Origin of the sequence: Streptomyces sp. NPDC046197, from assembly GCF_040646295.1 — a bacterium.
Taxonomy (GTDB): Bacteria; Actinomycetota; Actinomycetes; order Streptomycetales; family Streptomycetaceae; genus Streptomyces.
In genome coordinates this window covers 36574-53462 of the sequence record NZ_JBEYZY010000046.1, presented here as the reverse complement: position 1 = coordinate 53462, position 16889 = coordinate 36574, and the positions used below count along the sequence as shown (strand labels likewise).

Annotated in this window: 10 protein-coding genes and 2 pseudogenes; 7 read left to right on the top strand and 5 right to left on the bottom strand. The window is 66.7% G+C overall.

Features of this window, described 5'->3' with window-relative positions; translation table 11 throughout:
• Positions 1–842: 842 nt before the first annotated feature.
• The 4 genes and pseudogenes from AB0A61_RS36560 to AB0A61_RS36545 all read left to right on the top strand — a co-directional run.
• Positions 843–1092: pseudogene (locus AB0A61_RS36560) on the top strand (DUF5926 family protein); the annotation flags it as partial.
• A gap of 211 nt (positions 1093–1303) precedes the next feature.
• Entirely contained in the window at positions 1304–1435 is a 132-nt protein-coding gene (locus AB0A61_RS36555) for a hypothetical protein (RefSeq protein WP_361302476.1), read from the top strand.
• 938 nt (positions 1436–2373) lie between these two features.
• Complete coding sequence (locus tag AB0A61_RS36550) at positions 2374–2649, top strand: hypothetical protein (RefSeq protein WP_361302473.1); 276 nt, start codon at positions 2374–2376, stop codon at positions 2647–2649.
• Positions 2650–3033: 384 nt separating this feature from the next.
• Positions 3034–3780: a transposase family protein gene (locus AB0A61_RS36545; RefSeq protein WP_361302470.1), complete on the top strand. Its 747-nt coding sequence runs from the start codon at positions 3034–3036 to the stop codon at positions 3778–3780.
• 37 nt (positions 3781–3817) lie between these two features.
• On the opposite strand, the gene AB0A61_RS36540 is transcribed toward AB0A61_RS36545, so the two are convergent.
• On the bottom strand, positions 3818–5620 hold the full coding sequence (locus tag AB0A61_RS36540; RefSeq protein ID WP_361302482.1) for a hypothetical protein: 1803 nt from the start codon (positions 5618–5620) through the stop codon (positions 3818–3820).
• A 79-nt stretch (positions 5621–5699) separates the two neighbouring features.
• Here AB0A61_RS36540 and AB0A61_RS36535 point away from each other — a divergent pair.
• The 3 genes and pseudogenes from AB0A61_RS36535 to AB0A61_RS36525 form a co-directional block, all read left to right on the top strand.
• Positions 5700–5795 (top strand): annotated as a pseudogene (locus tag AB0A61_RS36535) (IS5/IS1182 family transposase); the annotation flags it as partial.
• A 1005-nt stretch (positions 5796–6800) separates the two neighbouring features.
• Positions 6801–8672 (top strand): serine/threonine-protein kinase, encoded by a 1872-nt coding sequence (locus AB0A61_RS36530; protein ID WP_361302468.1) that lies wholly within the window; start codon positions 6801–6803, stop codon positions 8670–8672.
• Between the two features lie 219 nt (positions 8673–8891).
• Positions 8892–11252: an FHA domain-containing protein gene (locus tag AB0A61_RS36525; RefSeq protein WP_361302465.1), complete on the top strand. Its 2361-nt coding sequence runs from the start codon at positions 8892–8894 to the stop codon at positions 11250–11252.
• A gap of 386 nt (positions 11253–11638) precedes the next feature.
• Here AB0A61_RS36525 and AB0A61_RS36520 read toward each other — a convergent pair whose 3' ends face one another.
• From AB0A61_RS36520 to AB0A61_RS36505, 4 genes are all read right to left on the bottom strand, one after another.
• Positions 11639–12259, bottom strand: a complete 621-nt coding sequence (locus AB0A61_RS36520; protein ID WP_361302462.1) for a hypothetical protein — start codon at positions 12257–12259, stop codon at positions 11639–11641.
• A complete protein-coding gene (locus AB0A61_RS36515) occupies positions 12260–14131 on the bottom strand; it encodes a DnaB-like helicase C-terminal domain-containing protein (protein ID WP_361302459.1) in 1872 nt (623 codons plus the stop codon). It lies immediately after the preceding gene.
• 1407 nt (positions 14132–15538) lie between these two features.
• Complete coding sequence (locus AB0A61_RS36510) at positions 15539–16498, bottom strand: helix-turn-helix domain-containing protein (protein ID WP_361302457.1); 960 nt, start codon at positions 16496–16498, stop codon at positions 15539–15541.
• Positions 16498–16755, bottom strand: coding sequence for a hypothetical protein (locus tag AB0A61_RS36505; protein ID WP_361302455.1), 258 nt, complete (start codon positions 16753–16755; stop codon positions 16498–16500). The genes AB0A61_RS36510 and AB0A61_RS36505 overlap by 1 nt, the downstream gene beginning before the upstream one ends.
• Positions 16756–16889: the final 134 nt, after the last annotated feature.

The following is a 16889-nucleotide window of genomic DNA, read 5'->3' as shown; positions in this document are numbered from 1 at the left end:
GCGCGCCGTCTCCTCCGGAGACATGACGCGCCGTCACTACGTGACGGAGCGTTGCACCGTCGCTCCGCGACGGTTTTGTAACGCCGCTCCGCGTCGTTACAGGCTGGCTAAAGGGGACCAGTGCTGGCCCTCGCTGGCGTTACATAATTTTGGAGTGGTGTCACTGTTCTGAGGATGTGTCGTCAAGTTGACTTTGGTGCTCTTCTGTATCTCTGACCTGCGCTTTTATCTCTTGGGGTGCTCAATTGCTGGTGGCGAGGGTGGAGCTGACTTGCATTCAAGCGTTCTCCGAACACCCTTCCTACCCCTAATGTGTACCCATCATGTAACGCCCTCGGATCGGTACATAAATCATGCAACGGCTACCCTACGTGATAGGAGTAGTGGTCTGGACCTCTCGTGGAACACTCGATGCTTGAAAGTGACAGGAAACCTCCCGGAGAGATTCTGTAACTCGCCACGAAGGCGGTGTGCATTTCCGGTGCATTACCTGTTTTCGGGTATTCTGCACCGATTCCCTCCGGGTGGTTTTCTCAAAGGGGTGAATCATTGTGCCGCGACGCGGCATATCAGAACCTAATTCAGGGCTCGTTTTTATTGTGCTCGGGTTTCTTTGATCCGTTCTCGGGAGGTGTGAGTGGGAGCTGGTGGGAGGCCTGGAGGGCCTTTGTGTCTTCCGCTGGTTTCGTCGCCGTAGTACCCAACGGTGGTAGTCGGCGTGAGAACGACATGGCTCTTCGCCAATCATGCACCACCCGTCAGCGTCAACGACAAAGTCACCGCACCTGCACCACTGACGCCCAGACGACGACATTCAACCGACACTCCCCCGCAGACCATCACCCACGCTGCGCCGCGACGACGGCACGGTCCTCCTCGGCCGGCAGAACGACACGGCGTCCGGCGACATCAGCCGCGACCTCGCCGACACTCTCCAGCGCGCCCTCACCGCCGAGCCGGGTCGGCGTGGAGAAGCCGGCCGCCGAGTTCGCCGAGCGGCTCGCGACCGCTCTGGCCTCGGAGGCACCGCTCACGCCGGACGAGCGCCGGGCCCGTGGCGGGCTCACCAACCGACAGGTCACGCTGAGCTGAAGCTTTTGGAAGCGGTGGCTCCGGTCACAACTTCCCTGCACGGCAAGCAAATACGTGTCCGAATAGCCGAGATCGAATTCGCGAACCGCCGATGTCTTGTTACCGTTCCCATACCCCGAGAACGCGGCCCACGCCTTCCAGCTGGAGGCGTGTTCAGCGACTCCAGCGGAGCAGGACGCTCTCCTGCACTGGCTGAGGGGAGGAGCCGGTCTTGAAGCTGATCCCTTGGCTGAAAGACCGGTGGCGCCAGGTGCAACCACACGTCACAGCCGAGCGGGCATCCGTCGTCCTGGAGACCATGGGACTGCTTGTGGCCGTGATGGTCTGGGCGCCCTGGCGATAGCACCAGGCCCCGGCTGGGCGTTCCGCACAGCGGATCCGCCTGGCCAGGGCCTGTACATCACCGGTGAAGGCCTTCATCTCGCCCGCGGTAGCCGCCGCGGGACACACGGGATGGAGGTCCTTCCCATTTGCTCTCCAGGCTACCAGCGAGCTACCTGACGCCGATGAGCCGCTCACAGCCGGCAAGCAAGCGAAGGTTCATGAACGGAAGATTACGACCGGGTGCGAGGTGCCCAATTCCACCCGCGCCCCGCCTCCTACAACTTGGGCGCGTTCACACCCGTACGCGTGAGGGCCTCGACCGCGTGCGCCTGGCTGTGCCTATCCAGCATTACGGTTTCAAGATCGCTCACAGGGATTGGCTCACCGTGAAGACTCCGCTGGCCGACGCCTGAACGGCCCGTGGCCTTCACCAAGTTACCTACCCATCGGAACCACTGTGACGCTCCGTGGAGCAAGGCCCGCCGACCGCAATGAACCGATACCCGAGTCAGTTTCTAGTCAACTTTGTTTTAGGCAAGGAGTCAACTGGTCACCCACCGACATCGGGAGTCTATGCAGGACAATGATCGACATAACGCCACGAATATGTGTTTACAAGGAGCAACCGCCATTAGTGCAGGATGGCATAGTTTTTGCGATGCTTTAGAGCAATATGCACGGCTCTGGAAGCTGGACGCGACGAACGCCACGCGCCCTCCGGGAGTGGCCGGAATTGATTCAACGGTCTCCACACTCGCGCACTGCCGCACCCAGGACCTGAGTCCGGATCAGAGCGAGGCTATCGAACAATCGTGCCATCGGGGCCCATATCCTGTGGGTGACGTGGCCGGAAAGCGACGCTCGGAAGGATCTCGGCTCGGCTCGGGCAAACAGGCCAGCGCGCCGTCCGGATAGACGCGGGGGAACTCACGGACCCGCTGCGGTGTCCGGAAGGGTATGGACGGTGATCTCCTCAACACTCTCGTCAGTGCTGCCGGTGCCGTGGCTCTCGTGTTCCTCGGGGCGGCGGGGAACGACTGGCAGACACGCCGTACGGAAGCCCGCAAACAACGGGCCGATGACCGGGCAGAGTTACAGGCTCAGGCGGACGAACTGATCGCGGCGGCGCTTGCGCTCAAGGTAGCGGGCACCATCCACGATCATCTGATGGGCGGCCGGAGGACGCAGCTGACTGTCGGTATACAGGCGCTGGCCCGGGCAGCTGCGGCGTGATCCCGGACGGAATGGGGCGTTGTCGGCTTCCTTGCCAGATACGCCGAATGGACTGCAGTGGCCGGTCAGTGGAACCGGGAGGTCACAGCGTCGGCAGCGGGCATCACCGTGCTCCTGAGCCGTCTCAGCGCGGCCGTTGCACCACTGATGAGGCACCGGGAGCGGGCACTGGCCGACGCGGCCGGAAACCTAGCCACTGCGGTCACCGCCGACTTGGTAGTCGGCGTGAGAACGACATGGCTCTTCGCCAATCATGCCCGCAACGAGTGAGCGTTTTCAGAGTGGCCACCAATCGGGTGACGGGTTGGGCTCCCGCAACGCACGAGGCTCCTGTGCCGTTGAGGGAGGTGTTCGACGTCTCAACTCATCAGCGTAGGAGCCTCGTTGGTTCCCTATCCTGCCGTACTCGACCTCCCGCACGCCCTGGTCGAGTGGGTAACCATGCTCATCATCACCCGCGAGGGTGACCGTCGGTGCAAACTCCCGCCTCACCAGCGTGCCCTCGTCGGCCTGATCTTTCGACGGCACGACACGCTCGCGCAGATCGCCGTCGGATTCGGCATATCGATCGGCACCGCCCACGCCTACGTGACGGCCGTCGTCGGTCATCTGTCCCGGCGGGCGCCCGGGCTGCTGCAGGTCCTGCGGGAGACCGATCCCGAGCATGTCCTGCTCGACGGAACACTCGCCGAGTGCGACCGTGTCGGTGACAGCCGGGCCGATTTCTCTCAGAAGCACCGACGTCACGGCGTGAACGTGCAGGTCGTAGCCGATCCCGCTGGCAAGCTGCTGTGGATCTCCCCTGCACTGCCCGGCCGCACCCATGACCTGACCGCGGCCCGCACCCACCGCATCATCCGGATCTGCGAACGCCAGGGCGTCCCCGTCCTCGCCGACCGCGCCTACATCGGGGCCGGCCCCTGGGTGACCACACCGATCAGACGGCTTCCCCATCAAGGCCTCACCGCGACTCAGCGGACGATCAACCGGGCCCTGTCAGCGGCGCGAGCACCGGTCGAACGAAGCGTCGCGAGATTGAAATCCTGGCGCGTCTTCCGCAGAGCGCGCTGCAGTCCCAACCGCATAACAGTCATCGCCGCCGCCGTCCTCACCCTGGAGAGGCAACGCTGAAAACGCTCCGTGTCACCAACCGCAAACGGCAGTGACCTCACGGATCGCTGCCGTACCCGGGAGACGACGGTGGCCTGTAGTGCGCGGCCAGGCGCTCGTAGGCCGCCACGGCCTCCGCTGCGTTCCGGACAGTGGCGGGCTCTGGCACCCCTGGGGGCGGCGCATGACGCGGGGGGCGGCGGCTGCTGAATCTCGGTCTCCTGCTGAGCGCCTCGTAGCACTCGTCGACCTTGGTGATGGCCTTGTCTGCGGCGGCGAAGACCGGACCGTCGCCGAATAGGTCCCACATCGAACGCCGGGCGCGCTCCAGCTCGTATCGGGACCAATGGACTGCCAGCAGCTCCGCCCCGAGCGTTAGACGGTCATCACCGATGCGGTTGAAGTAGGCAATAGCCCTGTTTAGGTCACGTTCCACCCTCGCAGGCACTTCCACCAGCGGCGGATCAGGAGGGACCCAGGGCGTGGACAAGTGCACCCATTGTGCGATCACCCGTGCCACCGGAAAGATCAGCACGAGGAACACCGCCATCAGTTCGCACACGATGACCAGCCCAGCCCACGGCCCTGTGAAGTCCTGCTGCAGCGTCCAGTGCGTTGTCTGGGGGATATCGGGCCCCGGCAATGCTTCGGCCAGGTGCCAGGCGACCACCTGCAAAGCCGCCCCGCTCGTCGTACCAGCGCCCACACTGCCCGGTCGCAGACTGGCCCAGCCGAAGTCGTGCACGACCACCAGAATCGCGGCGGCCGCGACCAGGATCTCCAGCGCCATCGCGATACAGGTCAGCAGCGCGCCCCCGGCTTCTCGAGGGGACGGGAAACGGTCCAGTTCAGGTCCCTCGCCGAACACGGTGTACGCAAGGCAGGCGATCCCCACAATCGCCAGGATCGCCGGCAACCAGGACACGGCCGCCGCGTCGATGGTGAGGCTGAGTACATGCAGGTTTGGAAGGTGCCCGGTCAGCCACGTGCGTACAGGCGAATCTGCGCCCACGGTGAAGTAGACCAGGCACACAGAAGCGGCCACCGTCATCAACGGCGCCGAGGACGATGGGGCGAAGAAGGGTACCCCACGCGACCGCCGCTGCAGCGAGAGTTCGATGGCTCGCTCGCTCCGCCGGTGCTGTTGTGCCAGCTGAAAAATTACCACCGCCGTGCGGAGCAGCAGGAGGGCGAGGATTAACTTGAAGGCCAGAACGAGGACCCCGCCCAAGACACCGGGCAGCTGCACGGGTTCGGCCCAGCCGAGGCGTTGCGGAATCCTCAGACGCGGTACGGAGCCCACCGACTGCCACAGGTACAGCTGCTCGCACTGCCGCAGGGACAGAGGGACTGCCGAGAACGTGCCGTACCGGGATACCAGTGCTGTGAGTCCGGCGAGTGCCTCCAATGCCGCCGCGAATGCGGCCGCCAAGATGAGCAGCGAGAGAGCGAACGGCCTCCGGTCCTCCCGTTCGGACTTCATCAGAAGGTAGTGGCGAGCAAGGAGCACGAGGAGGACCGCTGCGACCGCTATGACGGCGCCGAGCCCGACCCACCCGAGCGCCCCGTGCGGTCCAGTCAGGAGCAGCAGGCCGCGCAACGCGGCCCAGGTCAGGACGGCGCTTGCGGCGGACGCGAGCAGATACGGAGTCCACCGTGCCGGTATCCCGCGCAGCCGTTGGAGCCGCGGGCTCACCTGGTCCAGCCGACGGCCAATGGCATCATGGAGCGTGTCCAGCCGACGGCTAACGGCATCAAGGAGCGTGTCCAGCTGACGGCCAACGGCATAGAGCAGCCTGTCCAGCCGTGAACCTTGAGTCCGGGGCATCGACATCCAACGGAAGTGCGTGGCCGCCTGCATGAACGGCCGGGGCCTCTGTGCTGTGGAAACGAACGCTACTGCCTATGCGCCACCATCAGGTGCGGCATGCCGTCCGGGGCTGAAGTCGTGGCGGATCTTCCGCAAAGCCCGATGCAGTCCGAATCGAATGTCGTCAATCGCCGCAGCCGTCCTCACCCTGGAGCGGCAACGCTGAAAGAGCTCAGTAAGCACCACCCGTCAGCGTCAACGACCAGGCCACCGCACCTGCACCACTGACGCCCAAACGACGACATTCAACCGACACTCCCCCTCAGACCATCACGTACTTCTCGGACTTCTCGGCTCCGAGTAATCGGTTCAAGTGCGGGCCAGGGCAGGAGCGTCCTGGCAGACGAACTCGCCGTCGGGGGTAACCAACTGAAGTTCGGGAACGCCTTGGATCTTCCCTTACCAGGGAGGGGTAACCATTCGTCGGCCGACAGGCCTTCCCCGTCAAGTTCTGCGTGTTGAACACAAATGCGAGCAGGCTGAAGCGCGCGTGGCGCCCCCTGCTCACCCTCTGGTGGGAGGCCTGTCACGAGAACGCGATGCTCCTGTCATGGCGCCCTCTCCCACCAGGATGGTCTGCGGGAATCTCCGCCGAGCACTGCGAATGACCCATTCATATGTATTTGCCTCGAAACTGATCACATCATATGGAACGGGTATGGCCTGCGCCCGCAGCCTCCCCCGACTTCCACCCGATCAGCGCGTACCGCTACGACGGCACCGCAGGGCCTCCGGCACCCCAATCGCCCCAGCCACGCCCACATCCAGAGACCGCTGCACCGTCGAGCGACTGGTGGCGACCTCGGCGCCGGTCCAGCCGCGCAACGCGCTGGCCACCGCAACGGCTAGACGCGTGAACGCCCCGCTCTCTGCGGCGTGCTCAGTCCCCGAATCACTGACGGTTCGGCTAGGCGTACCACATGGCGACTGATCACTCCTTGGTACCCAAGGCAGCGGGCCTGGCCCCAGTGGAAGCCGTCCTGCTGCCTGAACGCCACGCTGCGATGCCTGCCGATGTATCGGCTGGACATCTACAGCACCGACGATCCTGCAGGCAGAACTCATGGCACCTTGTCCAGCCATCCGACGGAAGGGCCAGTGGCCATACAGCCCATTCCGATGGCGGCGGACCGCAATTGGCTCCCTACAACACTTGGTCTGGAGGGTGGACATGGCGGGGACGAATGGTGCCGCTGGTCGGCTGATCGCCGGGCGCTACCGGCTAGTGCACTACCTCGGCGCCGGCGGAATGGGCCGCGTATGGCTTGCCCAGGACGAGGAGTTGGCATGCAAGGTCGCGGTCAAGGAGATCACCGTACCGCAGGAGATTCCAGAACAGGAGCTGAATGCCCGCATCGCCAGAGCGCGAGGCGAGGCGCGACACTCCGCTCTGCTGCGCGGAAACCCCCATGTAGTGACGGTGTATGACTGCGTCGTCGACGCCGGCCTCCCGTGGATCATCATGGAGTACGTACCCGGAGCACGGAACTTGCAGGCCGTCATCCGCGACAGCGGGCCCCTGTCACCAAGCGACACAGCCAGGCTCGGCCTGGCCGTCCTCGATGCCCTGATGGCAGGGCACCAGTTGGGCATCCTGCATAGGGACGTAAAGCCCTCCAACATCCTGCTCACCGTCCCCCAATCTCAAGCCCCCGACTCTGCTCGGCTCGGAAGGATCCTACTCAGCGACTATGGCATCTCACTCCAACGAGACGTCGGCGAACCACGACTCACCACCGCTTCCGGAATCGTCGGAACCCCCGGCTACCTTGCGCCGGAACGCGCCCGCGGCGCAGAACCGACACCGGAATCAGACCTGTTCTCCCTCGGCGCCACGCTCTATTACGCCGTCGAAGGCCACGGCCCCTTCGACCGCAGCTCTTACGTATCCACGCTCACCGCACTGCTCACCGACGAGCCCCCACGGCCCTCCCGTGCCGGCGACCTGGCGCCCGTGCTGTTGAAGCTCCTTGCCAAAGACCCCGCGCACCGGCTATCAGCTGACGCTGCGGTCCCCCTTTTCCGCGAGCTCACGACTGAGGCCGGCCGAGCCCCCCAGCAGACCGTCACGGAGATGCCGCGCCCCATCAAACGACCGTCAGCCCCCGGGCCTCCGCCTCGCCCTCCACAGCCGGAGACAGCCGAACCAGCTCCTACGCCTCATCCGTCGCGTAAGGTCCGCCGCAACATCGCCCTGGCCGCTACAGCGTCGCTCGTTATTGGGCTGGGGGTGTGGGCACTGGTGGCCGGTCTCAGCGGCCCCCACAAGCCCTCCCTCAGGCCCTCCCCCAGGCCGACTTCGACCGGCCAAGTGATGCCCTACGGAGATGCCGTCGGGCTGACCCGGGAACTGCGCCCCGGCGACTGCGTCAATGCTGCATGGGTGAAGGAGAAATTCGTAGGGCCGCCGCCAAAATTGGGACTAACGGATTGCACTGCTGCCGCCCATGACGGCCAGGTACTCGATACCGATCCGGCAAGCTCTCTGGATGACGCAAAAGAGAATGGCAACAGCCGATGCGAACAACTGCTGGCAGAAACCGTGAATGCGATGGCTGACGCGCAACCATATGCACTCCCGCCCATCAGGCAAGGTTGGGACGGCGGTGTACATAACACCGCCTGCCTGATCTTCGACAAGACCACAACACTCTCGGGAAATGTCGGCCGCTTCCGCAAAATTGGCGATGGTTCGTATCTTGACACTGGTTCAATCGGCGACTGCTGGAGCGACAAGGACGGCAATTCTTATCTCGCCCAATGCGATGCACCGCACGACGGACAGGTCGTTGGATACGTCAATCCGCCTACGGGTATGACGTACCAAACAGCCAACACCGATGCGAACACTCTCTGCCAGAAAAAGTACAGCTCCGACTACGTGAATGCACCAAACGATGTTGAAGGGTTTATCGGATCAGAAGCAGACTACTGGAAGACTGGCTTTCGATATATTGAGTGCGATGTGTATCGACCTGACGGGAAGAAAATTACGTCAAGCGTCGTCGCGCAACTGCCGTCAACCCAACCCACATCAGGGTAGGTGCTATACAGTCAGACACAGGCCGCGTTCGAGTGTTTAGCACATGTAGCCGTGGACGTCTTGGGCCGGTCGCCTGTTTAAGTCGCAGTCGGGCAGGACCGCCCGGCTCCCCGCGTTTGTTCGGCTGCAAACGGATTACCTTCCCACTGTAGCGGGACTTGTGCTCATAGGGCGTGGTGGAAGCGAGCACATATACACGTCATTTGCTAGGATTCTGCTATGGGAGAGCGGCCTGGGGTGCCGCTGGCACCCGAACTTGTTCTCGAGACCGACACGGGTTCTACGGTGATGAGCCCGAGCCAGCGTTACCACGTCGGGCGGGATCCGGCCTCTGACATAGCTATCGGTGATGCCCGGGTCTCCTGGCATCACGCGGTGCTGTGCGCCGATGTCGGCCAGTGGACGCTCGTGGATGAGGGCAGCAAGAACGGCACGTACGCCGAGGGGCGCCGGGTGCAGGCGTGCGCTGTAGGGCCCGGTAGCGTCCTCCGCTTCGGCAATCCGATCACCGGGCCGCGCGCTGTACTGCGCGCTGTACTGACCGCCCGAAACCGGGGATCTCCGGCGGCTGGCCGGCTGGAGGGGCCGTCTGCCGTGCAGGAGCCCTCGTCAACGGGAACCTTTCGTACGCCGACGACGGTGCGGCCCCGGCCGAGGCGAACTGTGCGTATCGGCCGCGAGAAGGACAACGACCTCGTCATCGACCAGGACCTGGGTGTGTCGCGCCATCACGCCGAACTACGCGCGCACACCGACGGAACGTACGAGATCGTCGACATAGGCAGCCACAACGGCACGTTCCTCAACGGTCGTCCGGTCGACCACGCTCTGATCGCCGAGGGGGACATCGTCGGCATCGGCCGCTCGGCATTCTGTCTGACCGGCGACCAGCTGCGGGAGTACGTCGACACCGGTGAGGTATCCCTCGATGTACAGGACCTGGCAGTCGCAGTCGACGGTGGCCGCAAGACGCTGATCGCCGGGATCTCCTTTCCTGTCGGCGCGAAGTGCCTGCTCGCAGTGGTCGGCCCGAGCGGCGCGGGCAAATCCACCCTATTGAACGCACTTACCGGGCTGCGCCCCGCCGACCACGGAACCGTCCTGTATGACGGCCGCGACATGTACCGCGACTACGCGGAGCTGCGCCAGCGCATCGGTCTCGTCCCGCAAGACGACATCCTGCACACCCAGCTGACCATGCGCCGGGCCCTCCTCTACGCCGCTGAACTGCGCTTCCCCCAGGACACCGCCCCGGCGGAACGGGAGAAGCGGGCCGATGAGGTCATCCGGGAGCTCGGCCTGCAGGAACACGCAGCGCAGCCCATCCACTGCCTTTCAGGCGGCCAGCGCAAGCGGGTCAGCGTAGCCTTGGAGCTGCTGACCAAGCCGTCGCTGCTCTTCCTCGACGAGCCGACCTCCGGGCTCGACCCGGGCATGGACCGGTCCGTCATGACCATGCTGCGCGGCCTGGCCGACGACGGGCGGACCATCATTGTGGTCACCCACAGTGTGCTCAGCCTTCAGGTCTGTGACCGGCTGCTCGTCCTCGCCCCCGGCGGCAGGACCGCCTACTACGGGCCCCCTGAGGGTGCCCTGGCCTTCTTCAGCTTCTCTGACTGGCCGGAGGCGTTCGAAGCGTTCGAAGCCGACCACGGCCGGGACTGGGCCGGAGAGTATCGGCGCTCACCGCAGCACCGGCAGTACATCAAGGCTGCCGGCACACGGCAGCCCGCCCAGCGGGCTCCAGCGGCTGGGAGCCAGCCGCTTCCGCGGCGCCAGACCTGGCCAGCGCAGCTGAGGACATTGGTTCGGCGCTACGCAGCCGTGCTCAAGGCCGACCACTTTTTCATTGCCGTCTTGATCGCGCTGCCGTTCGTGATGGGTCTGTTGGCCCGCGGGTTCGCCGGGGGGACTCAGCTGACCCGGGAGTCGGCGACGCGCACGCTGCTCATCCTCTGCGTCGGCGCCGTCCTGGCCGGGGCCGCCAACGCGGTGCGCGAACTGGTCAAAGAGCGCGCCATCTATCAGCGAGAACGGGTCGTCGGACTGTCCAGATCCGCTTATGTGATGTCCAAGGTCGTCGTCCTCGGCACCATCACGGTGCTGCAGGCGGTCGTGCTCACGCTGGTAGCCCTGGCCGGCATCGGCCTGAACGCGCCCGGCGGTCATGGGGTACTCATGGCCTCGCTGTTGGAGATCACGCTCGCTGTGGCCCTGCTGGCCTTCACCGCCATGATGCTCGGCCTGTTCATCTCCGCCCTGGTGAACAAGGAAGAGGTGACCCTGCCGCTGCTGGTCTTCCTCGCCATCGTCCAGGTGGTGCTCTGCGGCACAGTACTGCCCCTCCACGGCGTTCTCGGGATCGTCGCCTGGGTGGTGCCGTCCCGATGGGCGGCGGCCGCCATGGCCTCAACCATCGACCTCACCCGGATCGATCCAACCGCAACTGACGCGCTCTTCCATCACGCCGCAAGCACCTGGCTACAGAACATGGGGATACTCATCGTCTTCTCCGCCGTCCTCGGCTACGCCGTCACACGACTTCTGCGCCGCCACGAACCCGCAATCATGCGGAAGTAGGACGAGCGCGAGAGGCCTCTGTTTTCCTCCCGGACCGAACTCGTGCCCGGAGGCGCCTCCTGGAGCAGGGAGCGCCGTCGGACCGGTGTGCCGGAAGCCCGGGATTACCGGTCGCGGGCACCGCCAGGTGGGTCAGCGGCGGCTGGTCCCGCCGTCGCGGTGGTGGCCCCAGGTGACCTCGTCGACGACTGGTGGTCGGCGTGAGAATGACATGGCCCTTCGCCGGCAACGCGTGGGCACCACCCGTCAGCGTCAACGACCAGAGCACCGCACCTGCGCCGCCGACTCCCAGACGACGTCCAACCCACACTCCCCCGCAGACCATCACCGACACCGCGGGCGCCGGGCGCCGCTTTGGGCCGGCCAGGCCGGCTGCGGCGGTCATGTCAGGCGCCGATGCCGATGTAGGAGACGTAGGTGTAGGCGCCCCAGTCGGAGTCGAGTTCGGCGATGATGTCGTCCCAGAGGTCTTCCATGGTGTCCAGGTCGCTGGCGACGAGGGCGTCGACGGCGTCGTCCCAGATGTAGCGGACCTGCCGGTGCTGGATCCTCAGGTTGTCGCGGCGGCGCGGCTGGTCGACGGCCGCCTGGTTGACGGGGTGGATCTCGAGGCGGGTGCCGCGGCCGTTGCGGTTGAGGTGTTGCTTGAGGGCGCCGGGGTTGGCGAGCACGTTGCGGGCTCGTAGGTTCCAGTAGGCAGTGTCGATCGCTTCGAGGTTGGCTGGGCGCGGGCGCTGGGTGCCGCGGGTCCAGGCGCGGATCGTGGCGGGCGTGGCGTGGAGGCCGGCGTCGGCCAGGGCTCGGGGGCCGCCTTTGGTGGTGGTGAGGTAGCGCATGCGGGCTTTCAGGCCGCGGCGGGTGCCGACCGGGGATTTGATTCCGCCGTCGATGATCATGCGTTCGAGGGCGTCTTCCAGGGCCCGGGCGAGAGCGATTTTGCCGTGGACGTTTCCGGGGTCGCGGTCTGCGCCGTAGTTGCCGAAGTTCTTCCATCCGTCGGTCGACATCTATCGGGCACTCTTCCTCGGTAGGGGGTACTGGTCTTTTTGTTTCATCTGGGTGGTGAGGCGGCCTTCGGTGAATACCGTGCGCCAGTCGCCGGCGACGTGGAGTTCGTCGGTGCCGCGGACGCGGACGACGGTGAGGCCGTTGCTGTGGGCCCGGTGGGATTTATACCAGAGGTTGGCGAATGCCTGGGAGCGGATGATGTGCATCCAGTCGGGTCGGCGGATGTCGCGGTTGACGCTTGATTCTCCGATGGTGGAGGTGAATTTCGAGTACATGGCTTTGATGTATTCGACGGTCAGCGTGTCGTCGGCTTCGATGGCGTTTGCGCGGGCCTCGGTCAGGACGCGGCGGAATTTTTCCAGGAGCCCTTCACTGGCCCCGGAGGTCCAGCGCTCGGTGATGTGCGGGGCCTCGCACAGGCCGAGGCGGGCGCAGCGGATGAGGAGGCGGATGGTGGCGTCGTCGAGGAGGACGGGGCCGTCTTCGCGGCGGTTGCCGATCGGGTCGGGCAGGTGGGGGTGGTGCCAGGTGGGACGGGTAGGGAGGCGGTAGATGCCGGAGCGCTTGGGGTCGAAGCCGCCGTGGGGGTCGTGGATCAGGGCGCCGATGGGCAGATGGGTCTTGAAGGCGGACAGGAAGCTGGCGTTGGTGTCGAGGGCGTTGACGGTGATCGGGGGGTGGGTGCCGTTTTGGAGGGCGTCCATGAGGCGGGTGTTGGTCCAGTTGTGTCGGCCTTCCCAGATTTCGTCGGCACCGTCTTTGGTTTTCTTTCGGAGAAATTCGAGGGTTTCCGGATAGACGGTGTGCTCGTAATTCCCGCCGACGCGGGTTGCCTCGAACAGAGCCATGGCGTTCGGTACGGCCTTTTTCACCAGGGCTTCGGTTGCGGCGGTGATGTCGCCATCGTGGTCGTGGAGGGCTTCGTCGACGGCGCGGGTGATCATGCCGATGAAGTAGCTGTAGTCCCGGTTTGCGTAGCCGCCCTCGGGCGGGGGTGGAGCGGTGGTGCGGCGGGGCGACGGCCTGGGTGGGGCGGCGGCGTGGGCTGTCGGGGCGGGCTCGGTGGGCGGGTCCGGGGATGGGCTGGTGGGGGCTTTGAGGGGTGTCTGCGGGGGCTGTGCGGGGGTGTGCGGGCGCGCGGTCGGTGGCGGCGCTGGGGTGGTGGGGCTGGCGTAGGGGTTGGTGGGATCGGTGATGCGGGCGTGGGCGAGGTCGGCGTGGAGGGTGAGGGTGGCCTGCGGGCCGAGGTCGCGTTCGGTGACGGTGGCGTGGATCTGGTCGGCGTCGCGGGTCAGGGTGATGGTGATGTCGAGGCTGAGCGCGGCGATGAGGTGGGGGTCGTCGGTGTCGACGGCGGCGAGGACGGGGAGCTCGTGGGTGCGGGCTAGGTGGGCGAGGGCCTGGGCGGCGTCGGTGATCTGGGCCGGGCCGGACAGCGGCAACCGGGGGTCTTCGGTGGTCTGGAGGCGGTCGACTACGACGAGGGCCAGGCCGGGCAGGTCCGGGACGCTCTCGGCGATCGCGTCGGTGGTCAGGTCGGTGCCGTCGTCGATGTACAGCGGGGCTGAGGCCAGGTGGTGGTGGAGGGCTGCGGTGTCGTCCTGCTCGGTGGGGGTGAGACGGCCGGCTCGTAGCCGGCGGTAATCGACTGGCAGGTGCGCGGCGACGATGCGTGCGGCGATATCGGCGCGGGTGAGTCCGGAGGCGGCGTACAGGACGGGTTGATGCTGATCGAGGGCGCCGGTGCGAGCGGCGGCAGTGGCGATCAGGCTGGATCCGGCGCCCGGGGCGGCGGCAACGAGATAGAAGCGGCCGGGCTGAAGGCCACCGAGGGCATCGTCCAGGGTGCGGATGCCCGTCGGCAGGCCCATCAGGCGCGTGGGTGTGGTGGTCTCACCGGTGGGGACGGTGGTGGGAAGGACGGTGTCCAGGGCTTGAGCGAGTGCAGCCAGGCGTCGCGGGGTGCGCGGCGCAGTGATGGCTGGCGTGCCGCTGGCCGGGATGGTGGTCCCGTGGCCGGTACCGGGCGTCGCAGGAATGGAGGCCGGCGGGCCCGGCTCGGGCGGGACCGAGGGGGGTCCGGGGAGGGCGGTCGGCGGCGTGACCGCGTGCTGGAGTGTTGGAGTGCTGGGTGTGGAGGTGGCGGGGGTTGGAGCGGTATCGGCCGGTGAGCCGGTGGGGGTGGTCGGTGTGGCTGGGGTGGTGCCGGGTGAGGCGGGGGGTGTGTGGGCAGGTGCAGGCGTGTCTTGGGCTGCCTGCACCGGTTCCGGTTGTGCTTCTGAGGGCGTGGTGGGTGCAGCGGCCGCTTCGGCAGGGGCAGTTGTCGGCGCGGGTGCGAGGTCCTTGGCGGCTTCGGCTGCTGCTGAGGCCGGAAGGGGGGTCTGGGCTGTTTGCCGACCCTCAGGGGGTGTGGCGGCCGGAGCTGCTGTGTCGGGTGCAGGCGGGGCGGCTGTGCCGTCCTCGGCTGCAGGGAGGAGCACGGCGACGGGGGTCTTGTGGCGGCACAGCACCTGGGGGTGGCCCTCGGCACCGTACTGGACCAGATCCCCGAGTTTTTTACGGGCGTCCGCGAAGCTGTGGGTGGTGGCTTCGGTGAGGTCCCAGCCCAGTTCGGTTGCGTGGGCGGGGGTGGTGAGCAGTACACGGTGCGGGCCGCGAGACAGGGGTGTGGGTTGCCCTTCGATGGCGGCGTCGATCATCTGCCGGAGTCTGCTGCGGGCCTCGTGCAGCGTCGTCGGGACGTCTGGTGTTCCCGCGTCAGGGGCGGTGGAGGCTCTTCCCGACTCGGCCAACGGACCGCCAGCTGCCTCAGGCTCACTGTCCTCGCTGTGTGAGCGGTGGTCGGCATCGCCGGAGGCTGCCTTGACCGCTGCCGACGAGGTGGGGGGGGTCCGGAAACTCAAGGGCCAGGTGCCCGCCCAGCGTGGAGCCGGGTCAGTCGGCTCCACCGGGGCTGCGGCGGGGCTGTCCGACACGGCAGCGCCGGAGGCCGCCTCACTGGCGGTGTGGGATGAACGTGAGGAAGGCATCCGGGGACTCCAGGAGCAGAAGCGGCAAGCGGGTTGTGAGGTCGGACAGTCAGGTCGGCAACGGCCGCCAGCAGGTGCGGAGCGACCGAGCCGCAAAAATGTAACGCCACCATCTAGTTTAGCTGACGGTACATAACATTGGCTGGAGTTTGTAACGCCAAGGTTGGCGGCGCGGGTGATCACGCCCGGTCCTGCCCGGGAGGATGGCCGGCGATGGACGAGGGGCGCAGGCGGTCGGTTCGGGAGCCGTCAGGCGTGATCGGCAACCTGCCCCGCGGGGGCCGCGCGCTCCACCATGGCCTTCAACTGGGCGCAGAAGGCGGCCTGCTCAGCGACCCGCGCTTGCCTTTCGGCCTCGTCCTCCGGCTCGCCGTCGGCCTCGGGTTCGTCGTAGTCCTCGTACAGCCAGTCGTCCGCGGCCTGCCGGTACGCCCTCTCGCGCATCCGTTCCTCGTAGTCCTCGTACGTCTCGTCCGGATGGATCTGCCCGGTGCGGCGCTTGATCTCCTCGTCGCGCTCGCGGCGTTCGAGGTACTCCTGCACGGCCGGGTCGCCGTCCGCGCACGTATAGCCCCCTCGCGCGGGCGGCGGGGGCGGCTGCAGGCGGTGCTCAATGCGGTCGAGGACCGTGTGCCACTCGGTGGCGGCCGCGGCGGTCACGTCGAAGGCATTCAGGAGCGCGGCCAACTGCTCGCGGCTGGGCAGGATGTGCCCGCCCAGGATCAGGTGGGCTGTCGAACGCGGCACGCGGTGCCCGCCGGCGTCGGTCGCCCGCTCGATGGCGCTGTATGAGGGCTGGCCGGCCCGCGCCCGCAGCCGGGTCAGGGCCTGGCCCAGAGAGGCCGCGGTGCGGACCTGCCGGGTCCGCAGGCCGCGGCCGGCCAGGTGCGGGCGGGCCTTCTCGATCGCGGCCGCCTTCCACAGCTTCTGGGCTGTCGCTTCCCGCTGCTGCACGGCCCGGCTACCGGGGTCACCAGCAGCGCGGGCATAGGCGAGGACCGTCTCGATCGGGGGCAGGTGGGTGCCGCGGGCAGCCTGGCTGAGGGTGGAGGCCCCACGGTACCCCGGCGTGTTCGTGGGACCGGTGCGCTCGGACAGGGTGGCGTAGGTGACGTCGGCCTCGTCCTTGAGCTGGCGCAGGTACGCGGCCAGGACCCACAGTCGGGGCCGAGCCCTGGCGTTGACGGGCTTGGCGGGGCGGCCCATCATCACCGGTTGCGGCGGCGAGAGGGCCTGCTCGCCGGGCCGTTCGGGCGGCGGCCGGCGATCAGGTCGGCGACGGCGGCAGCAACCACCACGAGCGCGGCCGGGACGGGCCGGTTACCGAACGCCAGGACGACCACGACGACGACCACGACCTCGGGGATGCCCAGCCGGCCCGGCCGAGGGCGGGGGATGCGGGCCGGGTGGGAGGTGGAGCAGAACGCCGACGGCTCGGGGCCGGCGGGCAGGGGCAGGGCGGACATGAGCAACTCCAGAACAGGTCGAGGTCCGGCACCCAACTCGGGTGCTTCGGGGAGGGATTGGTGCGGGATCGTGCCCGCCGTCGAGACCTCATGGTGCCCCTGTCGGCGCTCTCACGGCCAGCCGGATCGGTGCC

What these genes read in the sequence shown, in the direction of transcription:
- AB0A61_RS36550 (WP_361302473.1), top strand. Translation starts at nt 2,374, where the DNA reads ATGGACGGTGATCTCCTCAACACTCTCGTCAGTGCTGCCGGTGCCGTG.
- AB0A61_RS36540 (WP_361302482.1), bottom strand. Translation starts at nt 5,620, where the DNA reads ATGCAGGCGGCCACGCACTTCCGTTGGATGTCGATGCCCCGGACTCAA.
- AB0A61_RS36530 (WP_361302468.1), top strand. Translation starts at nt 6,801, where the DNA reads ATGGCGGGGACGAATGGTGCCGCTGGTCGGCTGATCGCCGGGCGCTAC.
- AB0A61_RS36525 (WP_361302465.1), top strand. Translation starts at nt 8,892, where the DNA reads ATGGGAGAGCGGCCTGGGGTGCCGCTGGCACCCGAACTTGTTCTCGAG.
- AB0A61_RS36520 (WP_361302462.1), bottom strand. Translation starts at nt 12,259, where the DNA reads ATGTCGACCGACGGATGGAAGAACTTCGGCAACTACGGCGCAGACCGC.
- AB0A61_RS36515 (WP_361302459.1), bottom strand. Translation starts at nt 14,131, where the DNA reads ATGGGCCTGCCGACGGGCATCCGCACCCTGGACGATGCCCTCGGTGGC.
- AB0A61_RS36510 (WP_361302457.1), bottom strand. Translation starts at nt 16,498, where the DNA reads ATGATGGGCCGCCCCGCCAAGCCCGTCAACGCCAGGGCTCGGCCCCGA.
- AB0A61_RS36505 (WP_361302455.1), bottom strand. Translation starts at nt 16,755, where the DNA reads ATGTCCGCCCTGCCCCTGCCCGCCGGCCCCGAGCCGTCGGCGTTCTGC.